The organism is Bradyrhizobium sp. AZCC 2230, from assembly GCF_036924495.1.
Classification (GTDB): Bacteria; Pseudomonadota; Alphaproteobacteria; order Rhizobiales; family Xanthobacteraceae; genus Bradyrhizobium; species Bradyrhizobium rifense.
The window spans coordinates 7,152,034-7,175,607 of sequence record NZ_JAZHRS010000001.1 but is presented as its reverse complement, the minus strand read 5'-3'; the positions used below and the strand labels follow the sequence as shown (position 1 = coordinate 7,175,607).

Annotated in this window: 24 protein-coding genes; 10 read left to right on the top strand and 14 right to left on the bottom strand. The window is 63.8% G+C overall.

What is annotated here, in order from left to right:
• Window positions 1-7: 7 nt before the first annotated feature.
• The 4 genes from V1280_RS34230 to V1280_RS34215 all read right to left on the bottom strand — a co-directional run bounded on the left by V1280_RS34230 (window position 8) and on the right by V1280_RS34215 (window position 3,720).
• Window positions 8-298 (bottom strand): DUF3551 domain-containing protein, encoded by a 291-nt coding sequence (locus V1280_RS34230; RefSeq protein ID WP_334534908.1) that lies wholly within the window; start codon window positions 296-298, stop codon window positions 8-10.
• A 122-nt stretch (window positions 299-420) separates the two neighbouring features.
• A complete protein-coding gene (gene htpG / locus V1280_RS34225; protein WP_334534906.1) occupies window positions 421-2,298 on the bottom strand; it encodes a molecular chaperone HtpG in 1,878 nt (625 codons plus the stop codon).
• A gap of 122 nt (window positions 2,299-2,420) precedes the next feature.
• Window positions 2,421-2,852, bottom strand: coding sequence for a hypothetical protein (locus V1280_RS34220; RefSeq protein WP_334534904.1), 432 nt, complete (start codon window positions 2,850-2,852; stop codon window positions 2,421-2,423).
• Between the two features lie 268 nt (window positions 2,853-3,120).
• The gene (locus V1280_RS34215; protein ID WP_334534902.1) at window positions 3,121-3,720 is read right to left on the bottom strand and encodes a nuclear transport factor 2 family protein; all 600 of its coding nucleotides are present in this window, start codon (window positions 3,718-3,720) and stop codon (window positions 3,121-3,123) included.
• Between the two features lie 222 nt (window positions 3,721-3,942).
• Between V1280_RS34215 and V1280_RS34210 the strand changes: the two genes are divergently transcribed.
• The gene (locus V1280_RS34210) at window positions 3,943-4,395 is read left to right on the top strand and encodes an energy transducer TonB family protein (protein WP_334534900.1); all 453 of its coding nucleotides are present in this window, start codon (window positions 3,943-3,945) and stop codon (window positions 4,393-4,395) included.
• Between the two features lie 68 nt (window positions 4,396-4,463).
• Window positions 4,464-5,222: a TonB family protein gene (locus tag V1280_RS34205; protein WP_334534898.1), complete on the top strand. Its 759-nt coding sequence runs from the start codon at window positions 4,464-4,466 to the stop codon at window positions 5,220-5,222.
• Between the two features lie 68 nt (window positions 5,223-5,290).
• On the opposite strand, the gene V1280_RS34200 is transcribed toward V1280_RS34205, so the two are convergent.
• Entirely contained in the window at window positions 5,291-6,097 is an 807-nt protein-coding gene (locus V1280_RS34200; protein WP_334534896.1) for a response regulator, read from the bottom strand.
• A 220-nt stretch (window positions 6,098-6,317) separates the two neighbouring features.
• Here V1280_RS34200 and V1280_RS34195 point away from each other — a divergent pair, with 220 nt between their 5' ends.
• Together V1280_RS34195 and V1280_RS34190 are read left to right on the top strand one after the other, a co-directional pair.
• Window positions 6,318-6,548, top strand: coding sequence for a NepR family anti-sigma factor (locus V1280_RS34195; protein ID WP_334534894.1), 231 nt, complete (start codon window positions 6,318-6,320; stop codon window positions 6,546-6,548).
• Window positions 6,548-7,096 (top strand): sigma-70 family RNA polymerase sigma factor, encoded by a 549-nt coding sequence (locus tag V1280_RS34190; protein ID WP_084292346.1) that lies wholly within the window; start codon window positions 6,548-6,550, stop codon window positions 7,094-7,096. The genes V1280_RS34195 and V1280_RS34190 overlap by 1 nt, the downstream gene beginning before the upstream one ends.
• 88 nt (window positions 7,097-7,184) lie before the next feature.
• Here the strand turns inward: V1280_RS34190 and V1280_RS34185 are convergent, their stop codons facing one another.
• From V1280_RS34185 to V1280_RS34150, 8 genes are all read right to left on the bottom strand, one after another.
• A complete protein-coding gene (locus V1280_RS34185) occupies window positions 7,185-7,883 on the bottom strand; it encodes a nitroreductase (RefSeq protein WP_334534891.1) in 699 nt (232 codons plus the stop codon).
• Between the two features lie 135 nt (window positions 7,884-8,018).
• Window positions 8,019-9,263, bottom strand: a complete 1,245-nt coding sequence (locus V1280_RS34180) for an acyl-CoA dehydrogenase (RefSeq protein ID WP_334534889.1) — start codon at window positions 9,261-9,263, stop codon at window positions 8,019-8,021.
• Between the two features lie 9 nt (window positions 9,264-9,272).
• The gene (locus V1280_RS34175; RefSeq protein ID WP_334534887.1) at window positions 9,273-10,517 is read right to left on the bottom strand and encodes an acyl-CoA dehydrogenase; all 1,245 of its coding nucleotides are present in this window, start codon (window positions 10,515-10,517) and stop codon (window positions 9,273-9,275) included.
• Window positions 10,518-10,643: 126 nt separating this feature from the next.
• On the bottom strand, window positions 10,644-11,771 hold the full coding sequence (locus V1280_RS34170) for an acyl-CoA dehydrogenase family protein (RefSeq protein ID WP_334534885.1): 1,128 nt from the start codon (window positions 11,769-11,771) through the stop codon (window positions 10,644-10,646).
• A 145-nt stretch (window positions 11,772-11,916) separates the two neighbouring features.
• Window positions 11,917-13,788 carry an AMP-binding protein gene (locus V1280_RS34165; RefSeq protein WP_334534883.1) on the bottom strand — a complete coding sequence of 624 codons (1,872 nt, stop codon included), beginning with the start codon at window positions 13,786-13,788 and terminating at the stop codon, window positions 11,917-11,919.
• 43 nt (window positions 13,789-13,831) lie between these two features.
• A complete protein-coding gene (locus V1280_RS34160; protein ID WP_334534881.1) occupies window positions 13,832-14,638 on the bottom strand; it encodes an enoyl-CoA hydratase/isomerase family protein in 807 nt (268 codons plus the stop codon).
• A 204-nt stretch (window positions 14,639-14,842) separates the two neighbouring features.
• Window positions 14,843-15,601, bottom strand: coding sequence for an SDR family NAD(P)-dependent oxidoreductase (locus V1280_RS34155; RefSeq protein WP_212327383.1), 759 nt, complete (start codon window positions 15,599-15,601; stop codon window positions 14,843-14,845).
• Window positions 15,602-15,668: 67 nt separating this feature from the next.
• Window positions 15,669-16,247, bottom strand: coding sequence for a TetR family transcriptional regulator (locus tag V1280_RS34150; RefSeq protein ID WP_254195787.1), 579 nt, complete (start codon window positions 16,245-16,247; stop codon window positions 15,669-15,671).
• A 235-nt stretch (window positions 16,248-16,482) separates the two neighbouring features.
• Here V1280_RS34150 and V1280_RS34145 point away from each other — a divergent pair, with 235 nt between their 5' ends.
• Window positions 16,483-17,655 (top strand): acetyl-CoA C-acetyltransferase, encoded by a 1,173-nt coding sequence (locus V1280_RS34145; RefSeq protein WP_334534875.1) that lies wholly within the window; start codon window positions 16,483-16,485, stop codon window positions 17,653-17,655.
• Window positions 17,656-17,772: 117 nt separating this feature from the next.
• Window positions 17,773-19,317 (top strand): acyl-CoA synthetase, encoded by a 1,545-nt coding sequence (locus tag V1280_RS34140; protein ID WP_334534873.1) that lies wholly within the window; start codon window positions 17,773-17,775, stop codon window positions 19,315-19,317.
• Here the strand turns inward: V1280_RS34140 and V1280_RS34135 are convergent.
• Window positions 19,314-19,856: a methylated-DNA--[protein]-cysteine S-methyltransferase gene (locus V1280_RS34135; RefSeq protein WP_334534871.1), complete on the bottom strand. Its 543-nt coding sequence runs from the start codon at window positions 19,854-19,856 to the stop codon at window positions 19,314-19,316. The genes V1280_RS34140 and V1280_RS34135 overlap by 4 nt on opposite strands.
• Before the next feature lie 138 nt (window positions 19,857-19,994).
• On the opposite strand from V1280_RS34135, the gene V1280_RS34130 reads away from it, so the two are divergent.
• From V1280_RS34130 to V1280_RS34115, 4 genes are all read left to right on the top strand, one after another.
• On the top strand, window positions 19,995-20,813 hold the full coding sequence (locus V1280_RS34130) for an alpha/beta fold hydrolase (protein WP_334534869.1): 819 nt from the start codon (window positions 19,995-19,997) through the stop codon (window positions 20,811-20,813).
• A gap of 17 nt (window positions 20,814-20,830) precedes the next feature.
• The gene (locus tag V1280_RS34125; protein ID WP_334534867.1) at window positions 20,831-21,643 is read left to right on the top strand and encodes an alpha/beta fold hydrolase; all 813 of its coding nucleotides are present in this window, start codon (window positions 20,831-20,833) and stop codon (window positions 21,641-21,643) included.
• A 164-nt stretch (window positions 21,644-21,807) separates the two neighbouring features.
• Window positions 21,808-22,485 (top strand): GntR family transcriptional regulator, encoded by a 678-nt coding sequence (locus V1280_RS34120; protein ID WP_334534865.1) that lies wholly within the window; start codon window positions 21,808-21,810, stop codon window positions 22,483-22,485.
• 154 nt (window positions 22,486-22,639) lie between these two features.
• Entirely contained in the window at window positions 22,640-23,440 is an 801-nt protein-coding gene (locus V1280_RS34115; protein ID WP_334534863.1) for a phytanoyl-CoA dioxygenase family protein, read from the top strand.
• Window positions 23,441-23,574 lie beyond the last annotated feature (134 nt).

Genomic DNA, 23,574 nt, shown 5'->3' with positions numbered 1-23,574 from the left:
CGGTCCGTCAGTACACGTTCTTGTGACGCTTGCGCGGCCGGGGCGGCGGCTGATCGAAAGCGTAATAGGGATTGACGTCGCAGCTGGCCGCGAGGCCCGATGCCGTGGCGCGGCACTGCTCCAGCGAAGTGAAGCTGCAGTCGAAATAGCCGCCGCCACCGCCACCACCCAAGCCACCGCCGCCGCCCGTGAATTTGTGCATGCACACCGGGTAGCGCGGATCATAGGTCTGGGCGCTGGCATCTGCCGCCACGAACAGCGTGACAATGGCGGTGAGGGTCAGGAGAGGCAGGCGCATCGGACATTTCCTCGAATTGGCGGCGTCGGCGGATCTGATGCCGACGGCCTCCTATGACATAGCGCCACGCCGGAGGCGACTGTTCCTGGGGACAATGACGGCAAGGTGAGCACCCCGCGGCCCTACCCGCCCAGCCCCTGCAGCACCAGCCGGTTCAACCTCGCCGCAAACGCGGCCGGATCTTCCGGAAGCTCGCCATCCAGAATCTGCGCCTGTTCGAGCAGGAGCAGGCTGAGATCGTCGACCGTCTTCGAGCCGGCCTGCGCTTTGGTGATCGCCGTGACCATGGGGTGGCGCAAATTGATCTCGAGGATCGGCTTGGTGCGCATGCCGCGGTTCTGCTGCGCCAGGATGCGCTCGAGCTCGCGGCTCGGACCCTGGCTGTCGGCGACGAGGCAGGAGGCGGAGCTGGTGAGGCGAGTCGAGGCCTTGACGTCGCTGACGCGCTCGCCGAGCGCGGCCTTGATCACCGCGATGGTCGCGGCCTCATCGGCCTCAGGCTCGTCCTTCTTCGCCTCGTCCTTCTCGTCGACGCGCGGGATCAGGTCGAGATTGAGATCGCCCTGGCTCAGCGACTTCAGCGGCTTGCCTTCGAACTCCGTCGGCATCGAGGTCCAGAACGCATCGACCGGATCGGACAGCAGCAGAACCTCGATGCCGCGCGCGGTTGCAGCTTCCAGCCGCGGACTGGATTTCAGCCGCTCGATGCTGTCGCCGACGAGATAATAGATCTCGGTCTGGTTCGGCTTGAAATCGGCAACGATGTCCTTGAGCGCGCGTTTCTCACCGGTCGTGGTGGTGAAGCGCGACAGCGCGAGCAGCTTTTCGCGGCGTTCGAAATCCTCGTAGATGCCCTCTTTCAGCACCGCACCGAATGCTTCCCAGATCTTTGCGAAGTTTTCCGCATCCTTCTCGGCGAGGCTTTCGAGCTCGTTGACGACGCGGGTCGCGACAGCCTTGCGGATCTGCGCCAGTTGCGGGTTGTTCTGGAGCATCTCGCGCGAGATGTTGAGCGGGAGGTCCTCGCTGTCGACGACGCCGCGGATGAAGCGGAGATAGCCGGGCAGCAGGTCCGCATCGTCGGTGATGAAGACGCGGCGGACATAAAGCTTGACGCGGCCCTTGCGGTTCGGCTCGAACAGGTCGAACGGCTTTGTCGACGGCGCGAACAGCAGTACGGCGTAGGAGTAGCGGCCCTCGGCGCGATAATGCAGCGTCATCGCGGGATCGTCGAAGGCAGACGCGATCTGCTGATAGGCCTTCTTGTAGTCCTCCGGCGTCAGCTCGGATTTCGAACGCTGCCACAGCGCGCTTGCCGAATTGATCTGGCGCGGCTCGCCCTCTTCCGGCACCAGCTCGATCGGGAAGAGAATGTTGTCGGAATAGGCACCGACGATCCGCTCGATCTCGAAAGCTTCGAGATATTTCTTCGCATCGTCCTTCAGGTGCAGGACGATCTCGGTGCCGCGCGCCACGCGCGCCGCCTCCTCGTCGCTGGCGCGTGCGATCTCGAAGCCGGAGCCGCCTGATGACGTCCAGCTCCAGACATCGCTCTCGCCGGCGCGGCGGCTGACGACGACGATCTTGTCGGCCACCATGAAGGCGGAATAGAAGCCGACGCCGAACTGGCCGATCAGGCCGAGGCCGTCTTTGGCCTCCTTCAGCTTTGACACGAAGGCCTTGGTGCCCGAGCGGGCGATGGTGCCGAGATGGTCGATCAGCTCCTGCCGTTCCATGCCGATGCCGTTGTCGGCGATCGTCAGCGTCCCTGCCGTCTTGTTCGGGATGATCCGGATCTTGAGCGCGTCGCCCTCGCCCATCAGGGCCGGATTGGCGATCGCCTCGTAGCGCAACTTGTCGCAGGCGTCCGAGGCGTTGGAGACCAGCTCGCGCAGGAAGATGTCGGTCTCCGAATAGACGGAGTGCACCATCAGGTGCAGCAGCTCGGAAACCTCGGCCTGGAAAGGCTGCGTATTCGTGGCCGTATCGGACGTCGTCATGCGTTTACCCGGTCAATCAGAAGTGGAGAAACCCGGGATATAACGCGATGGGATTGGGGATCAAGTGCACGCGCAAAACCGCCCCCGGCGGGAGGGCGGCTTTGCATGAGGGACGAGGCAGATCAGGTCACGCAGCGGCCGGGCTGCAGCAGCTTGGCGACCTCGGTCAGGGAGCTGACCATCGGCTCGCAGGCGATTGTCGGCCTGCGGCCCGACTTCAGCAACGTGGGAGCGGGCTTGGCGTTGCCGGTCTCGATGACCGCTGGGACCCGGAGCAGCACGGACGTGTCGGCCAGATCGTTCAGCCGCATCGAGACGGTGCGGGTAGGAGCAGCGGCCGGCTTCGGCTCAGCGAGCCGGTCGGACTTGCCGGCGCGATTGACGTTGTGAGTTGCAACGTCGCGGCCCGAGGTTTGGCCCGGCTGGTCGGCCATCGCCTCCCAGCGGTCGGCCAGATCGTGGCCGGAGGCCAGCTGCACGGCGCCAACCTGGACGGCGCCAAGCGTCGCAGCGATGGCGACGGCACCCAAAAATACCTTTTGAATCTGTGGCATGGCTGTCGGTCCCTCGCCCCATGGCGATCGCGGGAACAACGCGAAGGGAGGACCGGAGTTTCCCAAACGTTAAGATCACTTAACCGTGTGCGAAATTCACTCCAGGCCGCACAAAAAAATTTTGCAACCGCCTGGAACGACTCTCGCGCCTGGGAGTCGTCCAACAGCCGGCTATTCCCCCCTGCCCCATAAGCCGGTGACGTAGGGCGCGACTGTGGTGATGCCAGTCGCGCCTTACTTTTGTCTGGCGTTCACTTTTGCTCGCGGGCTATTTGGCCTTCCCCGCCAGCCAGTCCCGCCCCTCGCCATAGAGCTTCTCGACCTCGGGACCGATCAGGCCCGGCATGTCGCGCTTGACCTTGTAGCCGATCAGCTCCTGCATGTAGGCAAGGTGGCGGTAGCCCTCGGGCAGCGCGGCGAGCGCCTGCTGGTCGAGGCGGAGCGTCGCGGCAGGATCGACCGGGTCGATCCGATCCTTCTCGTAGATCGGCTGGCGGCGGACGATGCCCCATTGGCCCTGCCGCTTCTCGAGGAAATCGTAGAAGCGTCCGGTGCAGACGACGTCGCAGAGCACGTCGTGCACGGGGGCCCGCTGCGAGATCGTCATCTTGGTTTGCGCGATGGCCCGCTCGCCGGCGAGATCGATGCTGGTGCCGCCGAGGAAATGCAGGATGCGCACGCCCTTGGCAAAGCCCTCCTGGCTGACGCGCATGAAATCCCGCGCCGGCCCCTGAAACCAGGTCGCGGACATCCAGCCGTCGTCGTGCCAGACGGTCGCAAAGCGCTCCCAGTCGCCGGCATCGCGCCACACCGCCCAGTTCTCGACGAGGTCGCGGATAGCGAGGCGGTCGAGAAGTTGCTGGTCCATGATACGAAATCTCCGGATGGCTTGATGCGGCGATGGATGTCATCGGCGCGAAATATCAACGGGGCAATGAGGTTGCCGTCAAGCGGTGATGCTTCGCGGCCCCACCGACCACCCACAGCCACACAGGCGCGATGCGAGCAACGATGCTTGCAATCAACCAGATGGCGATTAATATTCGTGCCGATGCAGATTAAATTTCCTTTGCTGGCCGCTCTCTTTTGATTGCTGACCGCTCTCCCCGCGCATGCGCAGACCGACACTGTCCAAGCCTGGAAAACAAGGCTGGCCGCGCACCTTGCCGCCAAGAAGCTATTTCCGCCTCAGGCACGGGGTCAAGCCGGTAACGCCAAGGTCATTTTCGTCATCGACCGATCCGGCAAGCTGATCTCGCGAGCGTTGGTGGAGAGTACCGGCTCGCCACCGCTCGATGAGGCCGCACTGGCCATGGTGGAGCGGGCCGAGCCGTTTCCGGAGCCGCCCCCGGAGCTGAAGGAGGATACTTTCAGCTTCACCGTGCCCATTTTCTTCAAAAGACTGGGGCCGCCGCCTGTGAATGACGAATGGCTCGAATCCTGGATCGACGAACAGACCAAGAGGACCGCCAACAGCCCGCCATCTGACAAGGATGATGCCAGATTGAACGCCAAGCTTCACAGCATCTGCCGCGGTTGTTGAGTCCTCCGCACCATTTCATGCGAAGCCTCATGCAAATGAAACTCCTCCTATCGGCTACGCTTCTCGGATTGCTGGCGGCTTTCCCCGCGCTGGCACAGACCGATAAGCAGATCGAACGCGCGAGCGCTTGGAAGGCGAGGCTGACGGAACACATTGCCGGCAACAGGCTACTTGCGATCGAACGGCGCGGACAGGCCGGCCATGCCAAAGTGACATTCGTCATCGACCGCTCCGGCAAGTTGAAATCGCGGACGTTGGTCGAGAGCACCGGCTCTCGGCAGCTAGATGTTGCTTTGGTGGCGATCTTCGATCACGCCCAGCCGTTTCCCGAACCGCCATCAGAGCTGACGGAGGACATGTTCTCTTTCACAGTGCCGCTGGTCTTCGCCGGCCGTCATTTCGACGTAGTCCCCTACGGGTTGGCAGCGAGCGTGCCGACGCCCGCCTTCGCGGCGTCTGACGCCATGGACGCGTGGCGCAAGACAGTGACCGAACAGGTCTGGCGCAATAGGATGTTTCCTCCGGAGGCGATCGGTCAGAGAGCCAACGCCGGCGTTACGTTCGTGATCGATCGCTCCGGCAAATTGATCTCGAACGCTTTGGTGGAAAGCACGGGCTTCGCGCCGCTAGATGCCGCTACGCTCGCGATGGTGGAGCGATCCGCGCCGTTTCCCAAACCTCCTGCCGGGGCGCCCGACGACCTCCAGAGGATGACCGTTCTCATGATGTTCGATGGGACGTCGCCGGGACAGTCCAATGGCTGGTCATGGGCAGAGGACGAAGCCAAGATCAAGGCCAAACTTAAAGGCGTCTGTCGCGGCTGCTGAGGCGAAGTGCCTACGAATAGAAACGGCGCGCCTTGTGGCGCGCCGTCTTCATGTACGATTCGAGTTTCTTACGCCGCCGGCGCCTTCGGCGTGCGGTTGCGCGAGTTGCGCTGGAAGAACAGCGCCTGGCTCGCCACCGCCGACACCATGGCGGGCTGGAACGGCTTTGAGATCAGGAACGCCGGCTCGGGACGCTCGCCGGTGAGGAAGCGTTCCGGATAGGCGGTGATGAACACTACCGGCACCTCGAAGGTGCGGAGCAGTTCGTTGACGGCATCCAGGCCCGACGAGCCGTCGGCGAGCTGGATGTCGGCGAGGATGAGGCCCGGCCGCTTGTTCTTGGCCAGCGCCACCGCATCGGCGTGGGTGCGCGCGACGCCGACGACATTGTGGCCGAGATTCTTCACCAGGCTTTCGAGGTCCATGGCGATGAAGGTCTCGTCCTCGATGATCAGGACGTCGGTCGCGATCTCGGCCGCCATCTCGCGGCCGGCGGCATCGGCCAGCCGCCGCGTCTCGGCGACATCGGTCGCGAGAACATAGGCGACTTCCTCTTCCGAGAATCCTTCGAGCGAGAGCAGCAGGAAGGCCTGCCGCGGCAGCGGCGTGATGTTGGACAGCCGCCGCTCCGGCGGCATCGGCAGCGTCGCCACCTCGGAATCGTCATTGACCGAGACCGAATTCCAGATCTGGGTGAACAGCCGGAAAAGGCCGGCACGCGGCCCGTGGCTCTCGTCGAGCACCGACGGATCCCCCAGCATGGCTTCCAACATGGCTGCGACATAGGCGTCACCGGAGGCCTGGTTGCCCGTCAGGGCGCGTGCATACCGGCGCAACAACGGCAAGTGCTCAGCAACAAGCTGCGAACGGGACATCCCCACTCCAATCATTTCGGGCCAACCTCAAAAATAGGGAACCGCGAGGGGAGGCCCGGGTTCCCCTACTGGGGCTGATTACGCTTCAGGATAAGAAAAGTTCCCGTTGAGGCGGAACTTTTTGTCGAACCTGGAATTGAACTCATCCAGGGAACGGCTCCCGGTTGAGAAAACTTCTCTATTTTGCAGTCACTTAACTCGGGGAAACGTGGAACAGGTCATGAAAGATCTCAAGTCTCAAGCCAGCAAAAGCACGACCCCCGGCAAGGGAGGCCTCACTCCGGAGATCCAATCCCGGATCGGGCATCAACTGCGCGCCATGTACGACGACGTCGTGCGGCAGGGGGTTCCGGACCGGTTCGCGGAGCTCATCAAAAAGCTTGATGCGCCGGGAGGTGGATCCAACGAGAATGGGGCTGGGGGCTCCAACGACAACAATGGGAGGGATTAATGCCTCTCACGAACTCCCTGCGTGACGACATCCTCGCGGCCGTGCCGAGCCTTCGCGCGTTTGCGATCTCGCTCAGCGGCAATGCGGACCGCGCCGACGATTTGGTTCAGGAGACGCTGTTGCGCGCACTTGCCAACATCGACTCGTTCCAGCCCGGCTCCAACCTGCCGGCATGGCTGTTCACGATCCTGCGCAACCTGTTCCGCTCCGACTATCGCAAGCGGCGGCGGGAGGTGGAGGATGCCGAGGGCAACTATGCCAAGACGCTGAAGACGCAGCCCTCGCAGAACGCCCACCTCGAGTTCGAGGAGTTTCGCGGCGCGCTCGAGAAGCTTCCGCAGGACCAGCGCGAAGCGCTGATCCTGGTCGGTGCCTCCGGCTTCTCCTATGAGGATGCGGCATCGATCTGCGGCTGTGCGGTCGGCACCATCAAGAGCCGCGTCAACCGCGCGCGCTCGAAGCTCGCCGCGCTGCTCTATGTCGACGGCGCCGAGGACTTCGGGCCCGACGAGACCGTGCGCGCCGTGATCGGCGGCAGTGGCGGATAGCGCGTCAATCGATCTAAGGCGACAGCTGTGAAGGCGGCCGTTTGGGCGGCCGTCTTCGCATGCATGTGGGTCGCCGATCGTCGCTCAGTTATGTCTCGACGAACGTCACGGTGTCGGCGACGGTTGCGCGCGAGGTGCGGTAGCTGTTGACCTTGTGCGCGTTGTCGGCATAGCCGAACGAGATGCCGCAAACGACGCGGCGGTCATCCGGCAGACTGAAGTGGCGGCGGATCAGGCCGGAATGGCGGGCGAGCGCGGCCTGCGGAATCGTGCCGAGCCCCAGCGCTTGCGCCGCGAGCATGAAGTTCGACACGTAGGCCCCGCAATCGATCGCGCCATAGATGCCGAGCGGCTCGTTGGTGTGAATGATCGCGACATGCGGCGCGCCGAAGAAATTGTAATTCTCCAGCGCCTGTTTGGCATAGGCCATCTTGTCACCGCGGGCGATGCCGAGCGTGTTGTAGAGCTGAAAGCCGCTCTCGCGGCGGCGTTCGAGATAGACGCCGGCGTATTCACGCGGCGGCGTGAAATCATAATCGTCGCCGAGGCCGCCCGAGGCCTCCTTGTAGATCAGCTGGCGGAAGCGCTCCTTGGCCTCGCCGCTGGCGATGATGACCTGCCAGGGCTGGCTGTTGCACCACGACGCGGTGCGCTGCGCTGTGGTCAGCACATGCTCGATGGTGGCACGGTCGACGTCCTTCGGCAGAAAGGCGCGAACGGAGTAGCGCTCGTTGAGGAGCTCTTCGAGCACGCCGATGCGGTCGTTCTGAGTTACTTTAGCATCCATGAACTAGCTCGCTCCTCGTAGGGTGGGCAAAGGCGCGATAGCGCCGTGCCCACCGACAGACTTACCCCCGGCGCATCTGCATATGGTGGGCACGCTTCGCTTTGCCCACCCTACGAGATGCAGCGAGAGGCGAGATCACCGCCCCTTGGTCGGGATCTTGTTATACGGCACGTCCTTGTCGACACGGATGTCGCCGGGTAGCCCCAGCACCCGCTCGGCAATGATGTTGCGCAAGATCTCGTCGGTACCGCCGGCGATGCGCATCGAGGGCGAGGACAGCAGCATCTGCTGGAACTGGCCGTGCACCGTCTCCTCGTCCGCGCCGGTGAGCACGCCGGCCGCACCCTGGAGGTCCATCGCATAAGTTGCGATGTCCTGGAGCATCATGCCCGACACCAGCTTGCCGATGGAGTTTTCAGGACCCGGCCGCTCGCCCTTGGACAGCGCCGAGATCGCGCGGTAGCTGGTGTATTTCAGCCCGCTCGACTTCACCGCCCAGCTCGCAAGTTTTGAGCGCACGGCGGGATCGTCGATGGCGAGCCCGTCCTCCAGCATCAGGTTCGAGCAGAACTCGAACAGTTCGGGGACGCCGGTCGCGAGCCGCGAGCCGATCGACATGCGCTCGTTCATCAGCGTGGTCAGCGACACGCTCCAGCCTTCGCCGACGGCCCCGAGCCGCTGGCTGTCTGATATCACGACGTCGGTGAAATAGACTTCGTTGAACTCCTGCATGCCGTTGGCCTGCTTGATCGGCCGCACCTCGACGCCCGGGCTCTTCATGTCCAGGAAGAACATGGTGAGGCCCTTGTGCTTGGGCACATTCGGATCGGTGCGCGCGATCAACAGGCCGAAGTCGGAATAATGCGCGCCCGAAGTCCAGATCTTCTGGCCGTTGACGACCCAATTATCGCCCTTCTTCTCCGCGCGCGTGCGCAGTCCCGCAACGTCGGAGCCGGCCGACGGCTCGGAGAACAGCTGGCACCAGATCTCTTCGCCCGAGGCGAGCTTCGGCAGATAGCGACGCTTGGCGTCCTCGCTGCCCCAGGCCATCACGGTCGGGCCGCACATGCCCTCGCCGATCTGGAACGGCTGCGTCAGCTTGCCGTAGACGCCCTCTTCCTGTTGCCAGATCACGCGTTCGATCGGCGTGGCGCCGCGGCCGCCATATTCCGTCGGCCAGTGCAGGCAGGCCCAACCGCCCTCCGCCTTCTTCTTCTGCCAGGCCTTGCCGACCTCGACCATGTCGTGCTTCGCAAGCCTGATGCGGCCGAGCGAGGATTTTGACAGCTCCTGCTCGAACTCTTTCGGCGCATTGGCGGCGACCCATTTGCGCGCGGTCTCGCGGAATGCAGCTTCCTGCGGCGTGTCGTCGAAATTCATGGCGGACCTCTACCCTCTTCCCTTGGTCGGGATCTTGTTGAACGGCACGTCCTTGTCGACACGGATATCGCCGGGCAGGCCCAAGACCCGCTCGGCGATGATGTTGCGCATGATCTCATCGGTGCCGCCTTCCACGCGCGTACCGGGCGCGCGCAGCAGCATCGCCTGGAAGCGGCCGGCCAGCTCGGCGTCCTCGCCGCTGACCACGCCGCTCGCCCCCTGCAAGTCCAGCGCGTAGGTCGCGACGTCCTGGATCATCGAGCCCGCGACCAGTTTGCCGATGGAATTCTCCGGACCCGGGCGCTCGCCCTTCGACAGCGCCGAGATGGCGCGCATGCTGGTGTATTTCAGCCCGCTCGCCTTCACCGCCCAGTTGGCGAGCCTCGAGCGCACCGCGCGGTCCTCGATCGCCGGACCGTCGTCGAGCATCAGGCTCGAGCAGTACTCGAACAACTCCGGGAAACCGGTCGAGACGGCTGCGCCGATTGCGCTGCGCTCGTTCATCAGCGTGGTCAGCGAGACGTTCCAGCCGTCACCGACCTCGCCGAGGCGCTGGTGGTCGGGGATGCGGACATTGGTGAAATAGACCTCGTTGAAGTCGGAGGCACCGCTCGCCTGCTTGATCGGCCGCACTTCGACACCCGGGCTCTTCATGTCCAGGAAGAACATGGTGAGGCCCTTGTGCTTGGGCACGGTCGGATCGGTGCGGGTCAGCAAAATGCCGTAGTCGGAATAATGCGCGCCCGAGGTCCAGATCTTCTGGCCGTTGATGACCCAGTCGTCGCCGTCCTTCTCCGCGCGCGTGCGCAGGCCTGCAACGTCGGAGCCGCCGGCGGGCTCGGAGAATAGCTGGCACCACACCTTTTCGCCGGAGGCGAGCGGCGGCAGATAGCTGCGCTTGTGCTCCTCGCGCGCGAACGCCATCATGGTCGGCCCGCACATGCCGTGGCCGATGATGAACATGCGGGACAGCTGGCCGAACGGCCCCTCTTCCTGCTGCCAGATCACGCGCTCGATCGGCGACGAGCCGCGCCCGCCGTATTCCTTCGGCCAGTGCAGACAGGCCCAACCGGCGTCAGCCTTCTTCTTCTGCCAGGCCTTTGCCACTTCAAGGATGTTGGCGCTCTTGAGGTGGGTGCGGCCGAGCGAGGATTTGCGCAGTTCGTCCTCATATTGCCTGGGCGCGTTCGCGCCGATCCAGGCCCGCGCGGTGGCGCGGAACTCGGCTTCCTGCGGGGTGTCGTCGAAGTTCATGGTGGTTCTCTTGTCTTCCGTAGTAGGGTGGATTAGCCGAAGGCGTAATCCACCTCTTTGGTTTCCTCGTCGACAGAAGTGGTGGGTTACGATTCGCTAAACTAACCCACCCTACGAATCTCGCGCTTACGCCGCGTTCTTCTTGCGCATGCGGTCGATCAACTGGTCTTCCCAATAGGACAGGCTGCCGAGGCCGAGCGCCATGGCATTGGCGCGGCGGTAGTACATGTGGCAGTCGAACTCCCAGGTAAAACCCATGCCGCCGTGAACCTGGATGTTGTTCTTGGCGCAGTGCTGGAACGCCTGCGTCGCGCTGATGCGCGCGGCGGCTGCCGCCTCCGGCAGTTCGGCCGCATTGGTCGAGAGCGCCCAGGCGCCGTAATAGCTGTTGGAGCGCGCCAGCGTTGCCGAGACATACATGTCCGCGAGCATGTGCTTGACCGCCTGGAACGAGCCGATCTGGCGGCCGAAGGCGATACGGTCGAGCGCGTAGTCGCGGCCCATCTCCAGTGCGCGGTCGGAGCCACCGACCTGCTCGAAGGCGCAGAGCACCGCGGCGCGGTTGAGCATCTGGGACAAAATGCTCCAGCCTTCGCCGGCGGTGCCCAGCGGCTCGGCCTTGCAGTCCTTGAAGGTGATCTCCGCCTGACCTCGGGTCGGGTCGAGATTGGTGAGGCTCTTCACCTCGACACCACCAGCCCTAAGATCGACCAGGAACAGCGAGACGTCGCCGTCGCGACCGCTCGTGCCCGTCCGCGCGGCAACCACCGCGAAGTCGGCGATCGCACCATCGGCCACCGGCTTCTTGACGCCATTGAGCACGCCATTCGCGGCCGTCAGCTTGACGTTCTTCGGCGCCGGATTGCCCTTGCCCTCGAACAGCGCGAGCGTGCCGATCGCCTCGCCCGAGGCGATCGCCGGGAGCCATTTCTTCTTCTGCCCGTCACTGCCGGCGATCAGCAGGGCTTCGGCGGCAAGGTACACCGTCGAAGAGAACGGCACCGGTGCATTCGCCCGGCCCATTTCCTCCGCGATCACGCAGAGCTCGAGATGACCCGCGCCCGCGCCGCCGAACTCTTCGGGGATCGCGACGCCGAGAAAGCCCATTTCGGCGAGGCCCTTCCACAGCTCCTTGTCATACGGCGCCTTGCCGTCGAGGACTGCGCGCACCGCCTTGGGCGAGCATTTCTCAGTGAGGAATTTGCGCGCCTGGTCGCGGAGCTGTTTCTGGTCGTCGGAGAAATCAAAGTTCATGGCGGCTACCTTTTTCTTACTGTCATTCCGGGGCGCGACGAAGTCGCGAGCCCGGAATCCATTTCACCACACGTGTTGCGGCCCGATGGATTCCGGGTTCGCGCTGCGCGCGCCCCGGAATGACGATTGGAGAGAGTGTGTTTATTCATTTCAACACGATCACATCCTGATCCGGCGTGTCGGCGTAGAGCCGCTCGACCAGTGCAGCGCGGCGATCGAGGCCGGCGCGCTGGTTGATGTAGCCCTTGTCGGTGAGCTCATTGCCGTCGATCGAGGGCGGCTCGGCCATCAGCATCGCGCGCGCGATGCTGCGGCTGCTGGCGCCCCCACATTCCGTGTTGTGTGCTTCGAGCCCGCGCCTGAAGCAGGCGATCACCTCGGGATGCTTCACGGCATCCTCGAAGCTCAAATCGGGATTGCCGACAAGCTGGCGGCAGGCGTGCAGATTCGGCCATGCCAGCAGGCCGATCGAGCACTGATCCTGCCCGGCGACCAGCGCATCGTGCACGACCGGCGTTGCCGCCGCGATCGCATCGGTGCGAAGCGAGCCGACATGTACGAATGTGCCGGTGGTGAGCTTGAAGTCCTCCACGACGCGGCCCGCAAAGATGATGCCCTTCACCGGATCTGCATCGTCAACAAAAATGCCGGCATCGCCGATGCAGTAAAAGCCTTCCTCGTCGAACATCTTCCTGGTGAGATCCGGCTGGCCGAAATAGCCGGGCGTGACGTTGACGCCGCGCAGGCGCAGCTCGTATTTCGAGCCGCACGGCACCATCTTCAGTTCGACACCGGGAAACGGCAGCCCGATCAGGCCGACTCGCTCGGTGTCCCAATAGGTGCCGGTCGAGGTCGGTGCAGTCTCGGTCGAGCCCCAGCCGGTGTAGAACACGATGCGCTCGCCTGTGGTCTTCACCGCGAGAGCCTGCATGCGGTCATAGAGATCATCCGGCAGCCGCGCGCCGCCATAGGCCATGATCGACAGGTTCTTGAAGAACGAGCGGCACAGCGCGTCGTCCTTTTCCATGGCAGCCGCAAGCGCGGCATAACCGGCCGGCACGTTGGCGTAATAGGTCGGCGAGATCTCGCGCAGGTTCCTGATGGTTTCTTCCAACTGTCCCGGCATCGGCCGGCCGTCGTCGATATAGAGCGTGCCGCCATCGACCAGCACCGGGTGGAACGCGGCGTTGCCGCCCATGGTGTGATTCCAGGGCATCCAGTCCAGCACCGTGGCGATCGGACCGCCCGGCGTGCGCGGCCGTACCTGCATCATCATCGCTGCATTGGCGCACATCATCTCTTGCGTATTGATGACGGCCTTGGGCATGCCGGTCGAGCCTGACGTGAACAGCAGCTTGCCGACGGTGTCGGGCGTGATTTTTGCGATCGATACCTCGACGTCCCCAGTCACCGGCGTTGCCGCGAGCTCGGCAAAGCTGACGCTCTTGACGCCCTCGCAGGGCCGCACGACATGAACGACGGTGACGCCGGTGAGATCGAGCGCTTTCAGCGCCTTCTCGAAGGTCGGGCCGTCCTGCACCATCACCACGGCCGGCTTGATCAGGTCGAACAGGTATTTCAGCTTGACGTGATCGTGGCTCATCAGGGAGTAGGCCGGCGACACCGGCGCAGCCGGCGAACGCGCCTGCATCGCAGCCTGCGTCATCAGCGCGTGCTCGATCGAATTGCCGGAAAGGATCGTGACCGGGCGCCCCTTGAGTCTGAGGTTCAGTAGCGCCTGCGTCAACGCATCCACCGTGCGCTTGGCCTCGCCGTACGACACCTTGCGCCATTCGCGGTTCGGACCGCCGCGCTGCGCGAGCCAGATGCGCTCCGGCGCTTCCTTCGCCCATTTCGCGAGCGAGGCCGGAAGATGCTTCTCGTAGGCCTGCAGCGGAATGCGCGACTTCAGCACCACCGTGCCGTCAGCACGCCGCTCGACATCGATGTCGCGCGCCAGCCACTCCACCTTGCGAAAGGCGGGCTTCGCCATCACCGCCGCCGCGCGTCCACTCATTTTGCGTCTCCCGGAATTATTGTCCTTTGCGGATCTTTGTCGTTCAGCGCTTGATATAGACAGGCTTTCGCTTCTCAAGGAAGGCCCTGATGCCTTCCGAAAATTCCTCGGAGCGGCTGCACAGGACCTGATTGCGATCCTCCATCGCGATCACCGCTTCCAGCGAGCCCGCATCGACGCTCATGTTGAGGCATCCCTTTGACAGGCGTAGCCCCACCGGCGAGGCCGTCATCATCGCATCGATGTAAGGCTCGGCCGCGGCGTCGAGCTTGTCTTCATCCACGACCTCGGAGACAAGGCCGACCGCGAGCGCGCGCTCGGCGCCGATGAAGCGTCCTGTCAGGATTAGCTCGGAAGCAACGGAAACTCCGACGAGCCGCGGCAGAAAATAGCCGGTGCCGATATCGCAACCGCCAAGGCCAAGCTTGATGAAGGCGCAGTTCATCCGCGTCGACTTCGTGGCGATGCGAATATCGGAGGCCAGCGCGAGCGCAAACCCACCGCCGGCCGCTGCGCCCTGCACCAGCGACAGGATCGGCTGCGGACAGCGCCGCATCAGCATCACGATGTCGGCGATGCGCCGTTGCGAGTCCAGGGACTCGGTGACGCCAGGCGGCTCCTGCTGTCCGGCCCGGCGCGCCATCGCGGCCTTGAGATCGAGGCCTGCACAAAAATTCTTGCCGGCGCCTTTGAACACGACGACGCGCGTGTCGCGGTTGCGCTGCAGGCCCTGGAAATAGACGTTAAGCGCATCGATCAGCGCAGGATCGAGCGCGTTGAGACTGTCAGGACGATTGAGCGTCACCCGGTCGACGCCGTCGTCATGCTCGATCAGCAGCGGTTGGGACATGGGGCGCTCCTGCATCCGCCCTTCGATTGGCGGCTATTGCGCCCTCTCCCCTTGTGGGAGGGGGCATGTACGTCGCTGACCAAGACCTCGCTCGGGTGAGGGGTCTGTCTCCGCGGAGAGAACCCCTCATCCGGCGCGCTCAGGAGCGCAATTGCGCTCCAAAGCGCGCCACCTTCTCCCGCAAGGGGAGAAGGGAAGAAGAACCTACCGCGGCGCCATACGGATGGCACCGTCGAGACGGATGGTCTCGCCGTTGAGCATTGGGTTCTCGACCATGTGCACGGCGAGCGCGCCGTATTCCTTGGCATCGCCGAGACGCGAGGGATGCGGCACCTGGGCCCCTAAGCTCTTGCGGGCCTCTTCGTTCAGACCCATCAGCAGCGGCGTGAAGAACAGGCCGGGCGCGATGGTATTGACACGGATTTTTTGGCTGGCGAGGTCGCGCGCGGCCGGCAGGGTCAGGCCGACGACGCCGCCCTTGGAGGCCGAATAAGCAATCTGGCCGATCTGGCCTTCGTAAGCGGCAACAGACGCCGTGTTGATGATGACGCCGCGCTCTTCACCGATCGGCTCTATGGTGACGAGGCGCTCGGCGAACAAGCGCAGGCAGTTGAAGGTGCCGATCAGATTGACGTTGATGATGCGCGCGAACTTCTCCAGCGGATAGACGCCGTCGCGGCCGACGATGCGCTGCGAGCCGCCGATGCCGGCGCAGTTCATCAGCACGCGGGCGACGCCATGCGCGGCTTCCGCCTTCGCGATCGCCGCCTTGATCTGCTCTTCACTGGTGACGTCGGCATGAAGCGCGACGCCCTTCACCTCGGCGGCAACCTTCTCGGCGTTGTCCTTGTTCTGGTCGATCACGCCGATCTTAGCGCCCTTGGCGGCCATGGCGCGCGCGGTCGCTTCACCAAGACCCGAACCACCACCGGTGATGAGAACGGCTACGTCTTTCAATTCCATGACAGGCTACCTTTCCTCTACCTTTTCCTCGGGCGTTTCTTCTCTAGACTTGAAGGTCTCGGCCGGATTATCCGGCCGCGGCAGCTTCCTCGGCTTGCGTGAGGATACCGCCGCAGATCAGCGTTTCCATGTGCTTGATGTATTGCCGGCAGACGTCATCGGTGACCGGACCGACGCCGGTCGCGCGAGACATCGCGTGCCGGCCGAAGAACAGGTGATCGCAGGCGCCGATCAGGCTGGTGTAGAACAGCACCGGATCGGTTTGGCGGAACTCGCCGCGGCTGACGCCCTCAGCGAGCAGACGGCGATGAAAGTCGAGCAGCGGCGCGACGAAGAATTTTGAAACTTCATCTGCGGAGCCGGCAACGCTCTCGTGCAGGAGATAGTGGATCAGCCGGTTCATATAGGGGAACCGGTGATAGGCGCGGATGATGCCGGCGATATGCAGCTTCAGCTTCGCGGTCGAATTGATCGGCTGTGCCAGCAGATACTCCAGATTGGACATTTCGGTCGCAGCATCGCGCGCGAGCAGCGCCAGCAGCAGGCCGTCCTTATTGCCGAAATGATATTTGACCAGCGCGGCGTTGGCGCCCGACTTCTGCGCGATGTCGGAGAGCGAGATCTCGATCGAGGAGCGTTCGATCATCAGCTCGCTCGCGGCCACGAGCAATTTCTCTGCCGTGGAATTCTTTCCGCTGGGGAGCCTGTTCGGTACGCCGGTAGTCACGGAAATCCCTTGTTCTCGCTGCCTGAAGCGGGGCGCAGATAAGCCGAAGCAGCGCCTCCCCACAAGAGTTAATTGATCGATTGACTAAACGATATCCCGCCCATTAAATCCGCCCCCGACAACCCAATTCAGAACAATCATGGGAGAGACCGAAATGGCCGAGGCTTATATCGTCGCCGCTGCGCGTACCGCGGGCGGGCGCAAGGGGGGCCGCCTCGCCGGCTGGCATCCGGCCGATCTCGCCGCAAAGGTGCTGGACGAACTGGTCGATCGCACCAAGGTCGATCCTGCGCTGGTCGAGGACGTGATCATGGGCTGCGTGATGCAGGTCGGCGAGCAGTCCAACAACGTCGCGCGCAACGCGATCATGGCCTCGAAGCTGCCTGAGAGCGTGCCGGGCACCTCGATCGACCGTCAGTGCGGCTCCTCGCAGCAGGCGCTGCACTTCGCGGCGCAGGCCGTGATGTCCGGCACGATGGACGTGGTGATCGCGGCCGGCGTGGAATCCATGACGCGCGTGCCGATGGGCCTGTCCTCGCAGCTTCCGGCCAAGAACGGCTTTGGCAATTACAAGAGCCCGGGCATCGAACACAAATATCCGAACATCGTGTTCAGCCAGTTCACCGGCGCGGAGATGATGGCCGAGAAGTACGGCCTGTCGAAGAATGATCTCGACGAATATTCCTACAACAGCCATCAGCGCGCGATTGCAGCGACACAAGCCGGTCACTTCAAGAAGGAGATCGTGCCGCTCGAGATCGTCAGAGCCGACGGCTCCAAGGACACCCACCGCATCGACGAAGGCATCCGCTTCGACGCCACGCTCGATGGCATCAAGGGCGTCAAGCTGATCGCCGAGAACGGCAAACTCACCGCGGCGAGCGCCAGCCAGATCTGCGACGGCGCCTCCGGCGTGATGGTCGTGAACGGGCGCGGCCTCAAGCAGCTTGGCCTCACGCCGCTGGCGCGCATTCACCACATGACCATGACCGGCGGCGATCCCGTCATCATGCTCGACGCTCCCTTGCACGCCACCAAGCGGGCACTGGAGAAGGCCGGCATGAAGATCGACGACATCGACCTGTTCGAGGTCAACGAGGCCTTCGCCTCGGTGCCGACCGGCTGGCTGAAGACCACCGGCGCCGATCCGGCGCGCCTCAACGTCAACGGCGGCGCGATCGCGCTCGGCCATCCCCTTGGCGGCTCCGGCACCAAGCTGATGACGACGCTGGTCCACGCCCTGCACCAGCGCGGCAAGCGCTATGGCCTGCAGACCATGTGCGAAGGCGGCGGCATGGCCAACGTGACGATCGTCGAACGACTGTAAGAAAAGCAAAAGCGAGTAGTGAGTGGCGAGTAGCGAATGGTGAGTAGGCGAAGAGCGGGTTGCCCTTCTTCCCTATTCGCCACTCGCTACTCGCCATTCGCGTTTTGAGGAAACGCCATGACCCACCCGTCTGTCTACGCGAAGACTACGCCGAGCAAAATCGCCTACCAGATGGCAGGGACCGGCAAGGCAATCACCTATCGCGAGCTCGACGAACTCTCGAACCAGGGCGCGAACCTGTTCCGCTCGCTGGGACTGAAGGCCGGCGACCACATTGCACTGCTGATGGAAAACCGCCTCGCCTTCATGGAGATCTGCTGGGCGGCGCAACGGAGCGGGCTCTATTACACCGCGATCAGCCGCTATCTGAAGCAGGACGAGATCGACTACATCATCGGCGATTGCGGCGCCAAGGTCGTGATCACCACGCCGAAATGCGCCGACCAGATCAAGGACCTGGTCAAGGGGGCGCCGGGCGAGCCGATCTTCTACATGGTCGACGAGCCCCTGCCCGGCTTCCGCTCCTACGACAAGGAAGCCGCGGCGCAGCCGACCACGCCGATTGCCGACGAGGTCGCCGGCTACGACATGCTGTATTCGTCGGGCACCACCGGCCGGCCAAAGGGTATCAAGAAGGCTTTTGAGGGCAACAAGATCGACGTGCCGAACGCGTTCCTGCGCGTGCTCTGCGCCGACATGTGCGGCATGAACGCCGAAAGCACCTATCTCTCGCCGGCGCCGCTCTATCACGCAGCTCCGCTGCGCTTCAACATGATGGCGATCGTGCTCGGCGGCACCTCGATCATCATGGAGCATTTTGACGCCGAGGAATTCCTGAAACTCGCCGAGAAATACAAGGTCACGCAATCCCAGCTCGTGCCGACCATGTTCGTCCGCATGCTGAAACTGCCGGACGAGGTCCGCGCCAAATACAACGTCTCCACACTGAAGGGCGCGATCCACGCCGCCGCGCCCTGCCCGGTCGACGTCAAGGCCAGGATGATCGAATGGTGGGGACCGATCCTGATCGAGTATTACGCGGGCTCGGAAGGCAACGGCGTCACCGTCTGCAATTCGCGGCAATGGCTGGAGCATCGCGGTAGCGTCGGCCGCGCCGTGGTCGGCAAGATCAAGATTTTGGACGAGAACGACGAGGAGCAGCCGACAGGCGAGATCGGCACGGTCTATTTCGCCGATGCGCCGGCGTTCACCTATCACAACGATCCCGAGAAGACGAAGAAGGCCTATAACGCCAAGGGATGGTCGACGCTCGGCGATGTCGGCTATCTCGACAAGGATGGCTTCCTGTTCCTCACCGATCGCAAGTCCTACATGATCATCTCCGGCGGGGTGAACATCTACCCGCAGGAAACCGAGGACGTGCTGATCACCCATCCGGAGATTGCCGACGTCGCCGTGTTCGGCGTGCCGAACGAGGAGATGGGCGAAGAGGTCAAGGCAGTGGTGCAGCCGCACGACATGAAGCGTGCCGGCAAGGAGCTCGAGGCCGACCTGATCGCCTACTGCAAGACGCGTCTGTCCGCAATCAAATGCCCGCGCTCGATCGATTTCGAAGCCGAGCTGCCGCGCACGCCGACCGGCAAGCTGGTGAAGCGGCATCTGCGCGACAAATATTGGCCGAAGACCGCGGCGAAGACCTAATCGAACAAGCTCGGCGTGTGGTTCACCAGCGCGCCTTCGATCTCGAGCATCTTCAGCTTCGTCACCACGCCGCCATTTGCCGAGAAACCGCCGGGCTTGTTACCGGCAGCCAGCACGCGGTGGCAGGGCACGACGATCGGGCACGGATTGTGCCCGAGCGCCTGGCCGACATCGCGCGACAGCTGGACGCCGCCGAGCTGCTTGGCGATGTCGCCATAGGTGATGGTCTTGCCGGGCGGGATCGCGCGGGCGATCTCGTAGACACCGCGGTTGAAGCCGGGCACGCCGTCGAGATCGAGCGGGATGTCGGTGAGGTCATCAGGCTCGCCCGCGAGCAGTCTGACAATGCGGTCGATCGCCCGCTGCACCTCAGGGGTCGGCTCGGCCTCGCTGGCATTGGCATGGCGCTGGCTGATGCGGGTGCGGATCTTCTGCTCGCCACCCATCGGCAATTGCGTGCCATTGATGCCGCGTGGGCCCCAGGCGATGGCGCAGAGGCCGATCTTGGTGTCGAACAGGGCAAAATGCTGGTCGGTCATGGCTTGGTTCCTGAGCTCGCGTTGGTCGCATGCCCCTATTGTGATCTCGGCCTAAATCTAGGCTTGGAAATAGTTGCGATCCACCCGGTTTCCGGGAATCTTGCACAGGAGTTCCGCACACCTTTCCGCGAGCCGAGAATGCAAAGCCTCCACGTCAACGGATACGACATGCCCTATCTCGACGTGGGCGAGGACAGAGGCAGGCCGCCGCTGGTTTGCGTGCACGGCTCGCTCTCCGACTTCCGCGTCTGGGGCTGCGTGCTCGGGCCGCTGACGCAGCGGCACCGCGTCATCAGCGTCAGCCTGAGGCACTTCTTCCCGGCACAATGGGACGGCGTCGGCGACACCTATTCGATTGCCCATCATGTCAGCGACGTCATCGCTTTCATCAAGAAGCTCGACCTCGGCCCGGTCGATTTGATGGGACATTCCCGCGGCGGCCACATCTGCTTCCGCGTGGCGCAGCAGCGGCCCGATCTGCTGCGGCGGCTGGTCCTTGCGGAGCCCGGCGGCGAGCTCGATGCGAGCCTTGATCCCGACTATGCCGGCGGCCCCTCGCCGCTGCTGGCGCGGTTCACGGCCTCGGCCGAGAAGATCGCGGCCGGCGATGTCGATGGCGGCCTCGCCGTCTTCGTCGACACGCTGGAGGGACCCGGCACCTGGCCGAGGCTGCCGGCGATGGTGAAGCAGAACCTTCGCGACAACGCCTTTACGCTGATCGGCCAGGTCCGGGACAATCGTCCGCCGTTCTCCAAGGCGGATGCGGAATCGATCAGGATGCCAACGCTGTTCATCCTGGGCGCGCGAACCAAGGGCCTGTTGCCGAAGGTGCTGCATGCGCTCGCCGCGCACGTGCCCTACGCCAAGACGGCGATCATCCCGAACGCGACGCATCCGATGTTCGAGCAGGCGCCGCAGAAATATTCCGAAGTGGTTCTGGATTTCTTAGCAAGTTAAGTCTTGGCGAGCTGATCATGCAGACATTCCGCGTCAACGGTTACGACATGGCCTATCTCGAAGTCGGCCAAGGCCATCCACTGGTCTGCGTGCACGGCACGCTCGGGGATTTCCGCACCTGGTATTCCGTGCTCGGCCCGCTGTCGAAGAACCATCGGGTGATCTCGATCAGCCTGCGGCACTTCTTTCCCGAGCATTGGGATGCCGTCGGCGACGACTACAAGATGGCGCAGCACGTCGCCGACACGATCGCTTTCATCGAGCAGGCCAGGCCCGGCCCGGTCGACCTGATGGGACATTCGCGCGGCGGGCATATCGCATTTCGTGTCGCGCAGGCGCGGCCTGATCTGTTGCGAAAGCTGGTGCTGGCCGAGCCGGGCGGCGATCTCGATGCCAGCCTGCCGGTGCCCGAAGGCACGCCCGCGCATCCGCCGCTCGCCGCGAAGACGATACGCTCCGTCGAGATGATCCGCGCCGGCGACATCGAGGGCGCACTGCAGAACTTCTACGAAGGCATCGAGGGCGACGGCTCGTGGCGGCGCGTGCCGGCGGCGGCCAAGCAGCAGCTGCGCGACAACACGCTCACCTTCCTCGGCCAGATCAACGAGCAGCGCAGGCCCTACACGCTGGCGGACGCGCAGGCGATCAAAACGCCGACGCTGCTGATCGGCGGCGGCGCGACCACCGGCAGCCTGTCGGTGATGTGGCGCGTGCTGGCCGCGCAGATCGCGGGCGCGCAGACGGCGGTGATTGCGAATGCCGGGCACTGGATGTTCGAGCAGGCGCCGCAGGAGTTCGGCGAGATGGTGGACAGGTTCCTGGCGGCGTAGCGGGAGCCCGGGGCGGCAATTTCCGCGAAAACAACCCCATGTACAGTAGACCGCACCAATAAAATCAAAGGCTTATTCGACCCGAAACGACGGCATTGACGACCTCCTCCTCTCGCGGTATTTTCGAATACGGAATTCCGTATTCCCTTTTCGGAGCCGCCGGCGTGATCCCTCTCGACCCGCTCCCGAACCTGATCGACCAGGTCTATGCCCGGATCCTGGAGGCGATCTCCGACCGCACGCTGCAACCCGGCCAGCGCATCCGGCAGAACGAGCTTGCCGACAAGCTCGGCGTGTCGCGCCAGCCGGTGTCGCATGCGCTGCATCTGTTGCACCGTCAGGGTCTCGTCGCCGAGAGCGGCAAGCGCGGCTTCGAAGTGACCCAGCTCGATCCCGCCCGCATCCGCCAGCTCTACGAGGTGCGCGGCGCCATCGACGCGCTCGCAGCCCGGCTTGCCGCGATGCGTGCCGCAACCGACGCAGCCGGACGCGCGCGGCTTGATGCGGCGCTCGCCGCCGGACGCCGCATCGATCGCAAGACTGATCTCACCGATCTGATCGCGCTCGACGTCGAATTTCATCGCGCCATCTATCAGCTCGCAGGCAATCCCGTGATCGAGGAGACGATCACGCCGCAATGGCCGCATATGCGCCGCTCGATGGCGACGGTGCTGTCCGAACTCGATTATCGCGGCAGCGCCTGGGCCGAGCATGCCGACATCGCCAGGCACATTCTCGCAGGCGACGCGAAGGCGGCCGAGCGCGCGGCGCTGGCGCATGCGCAGACGGCGGGACGGATGACTGAGGAGAGATTGAGGGCGACGGACGAGGTGGCGGCGTAGCTCGCCGTCATTCCGGGGCGATGCGCAGCATCGAGCTATGATGCGCAATTGCGCATCAGAGAATCCATCGGGCCTCAGAGACTGCGGAAGAATGGATTCCGGGCTCGCGACTTCGTCGCGCCCCGGAATGACAAAAACAACAGGAGGACGACCCATGAAATTGTCTCAGGAGCAATTGGAGTTCTTCCACCGCGAGGGCTGGCTGTTTTTGCCCGAACTGTTCAGCCCGGAGGAGGTCGATCTCCTCGCGCGCGAGGCGGTCGGGATTTACGACGCCAACCGGCCGGAGGTCTGGCGCGAGAAGAGCGGCGCGCCGCGCACGGCCTTTGCCGCGCATCTCTATAACGAGGCCTTCGGCATTCTGGGCGCGCATCCGCGCATGATCGATCCGGTCGAGCAATTGTTCGGCGAACAGGTCTACATGCATCAGTTCAAGATCAACGCGAAATCGGCCTTCACCGGCGACGTCTGGCAATGGCACCAGGATTACGGCACCTGGAAGCGTGACGACGGCATGCCGGAGCCGCGCGCGATGAACATCGCGATCTTCCTCGACGAGGTGATGCCGATCAACGGGCCCCTGATGCTGGTGCCGCAGAGCCAGAATGCCGGCGACCTCAAGGCCTCGCATGACCTCGCCACCACGTCCTATCCGTTGTGGACGCTGGACGAGGACACGGTGACGCGGCTGGTCAAGCAGGGCGGCATCGTCGCGCCAACCGGCAAGCCCGGCGGCATGCTGATGTTCCACGGCAATCTCGTGCACGGCTCGGCCGGCAACATCACGCCCTACCCGCGCAAGATCGTGTACCTGACGCTGAACGCGGTCTCGAACTACATCCGCACCCCGACGCGTCCGGACTACATCGCGCACCGCGATTTCGCGCCGATCAAGACGGTGGATGATGATGCACTGGTACGGCTTGCCCGTGCGCCGCGGCAGGCGGCGGAGTAAGGTCTCGTGCCCCGGACGCAGCGCAGCGTCTCTTCGACGATGCGCTGCTGAGCCGGGGCCCATGCCACACGGATTGTTTTTTTCTCTGGGTCCCGGCTCTGCGCAGCAACGCTACGCGTTGCAGCGCGTCCGGG

Excerpts from the sequence above, each read along its gene's own strand:
- V1280_RS34115 (WP_334534863.1), top strand. The coding sequence starts at position 22,640 with ATGAAATTGTCTCAGGAGCAATTGGAGTTCTTCCACCGCGAGGGCTGG.
- V1280_RS34220 (WP_334534904.1), bottom strand. The coding sequence starts at position 2,852 with ATGCCACAGATTCAAAAGGTATTTTTGGGTGCCGTCGCCATCGCTGCG.
- V1280_RS34165 (WP_334534883.1), bottom strand. The coding sequence starts at position 13,788 with ATGAGTGGACGCGCGGCGGCGGTGATGGCGAAGCCCGCCTTTCGCAAG.
- V1280_RS34200 (WP_334534896.1), bottom strand. The coding sequence starts at position 6,097 with ATGTCCCGTTCGCAGCTTGTTGCTGAGCACTTGCCGTTGTTGCGCCGG.
- V1280_RS34155 (WP_212327383.1), bottom strand. The coding sequence starts at position 15,601 with ATGGAATTGAAAGACGTAGCCGTTCTCATCACCGGTGGTGGTTCGGGT.
- V1280_RS34175 (WP_334534887.1), bottom strand. The coding sequence starts at position 10,517 with ATGAACTTCGACGACACCCCGCAGGAAGCCGAGTTCCGCGCCACCGCG.
- V1280_RS34185 (WP_334534891.1), bottom strand. The coding sequence starts at position 7,883 with ATGGATGCTAAAGTAACTCAGAACGACCGCATCGGCGTGCTCGAAGAG.
- V1280_RS34135 (WP_334534871.1), bottom strand. The coding sequence starts at position 19,856 with ATGACCGACCAGCATTTTGCCCTGTTCGACACCAAGATCGGCCTCTGC.
- V1280_RS34130 (WP_334534869.1), top strand. The coding sequence starts at position 19,995 with ATGCAAAGCCTCCACGTCAACGGATACGACATGCCCTATCTCGACGTG.
- V1280_RS34150 (WP_254195787.1), bottom strand. The coding sequence starts at position 16,247 with ATGATCGAACGCTCCTCGATCGAGATCTCGCTCTCCGACATCGCGCAG.
- V1280_RS34195 (WP_334534894.1), top strand. The coding sequence starts at position 6,318 with ATGAAAGATCTCAAGTCTCAAGCCAGCAAAAGCACGACCCCCGGCAAG.
- V1280_RS34140 (WP_334534873.1), top strand. The coding sequence starts at position 17,773 with ATGACCCACCCGTCTGTCTACGCGAAGACTACGCCGAGCAAAATCGCC.
- V1280_RS34215 (WP_334534902.1), bottom strand. The coding sequence starts at position 3,720 with ATGGACCAGCAACTTCTCGACCGCCTCGCTATCCGCGACCTCGTCGAG.
- V1280_RS34145 (WP_334534875.1), top strand. The coding sequence starts at position 16,483 with ATGGCCGAGGCTTATATCGTCGCCGCTGCGCGTACCGCGGGCGGGCGC.
- V1280_RS34190 (WP_084292346.1), top strand. The coding sequence starts at position 6,548 with ATGCCTCTCACGAACTCCCTGCGTGACGACATCCTCGCGGCCGTGCCG.
- htpG (WP_334534906.1), bottom strand. The coding sequence starts at position 2,298 with ATGACGACGTCCGATACGGCCACGAATACGCAGCCTTTCCAGGCCGAG.
- V1280_RS34125 (WP_334534867.1), top strand. The coding sequence starts at position 20,831 with ATGCAGACATTCCGCGTCAACGGTTACGACATGGCCTATCTCGAAGTC.
- V1280_RS34170 (WP_334534885.1), bottom strand. The coding sequence starts at position 11,771 with ATGAACTTTGATTTCTCCGACGACCAGAAACAGCTCCGCGACCAGGCG.
- V1280_RS34180 (WP_334534889.1), bottom strand. The coding sequence starts at position 9,263 with ATGAATTTCGACGACACGCCGCAGGAAGCTGCATTCCGCGAGACCGCG.
- V1280_RS34160 (WP_334534881.1), bottom strand. The coding sequence starts at position 14,638 with ATGTCCCAACCGCTGCTGATCGAGCATGACGACGGCGTCGACCGGGTG.
- V1280_RS34230 (WP_334534908.1), bottom strand. The coding sequence starts at position 298 with ATGCGCCTGCCTCTCCTGACCCTCACCGCCATTGTCACGCTGTTCGTG.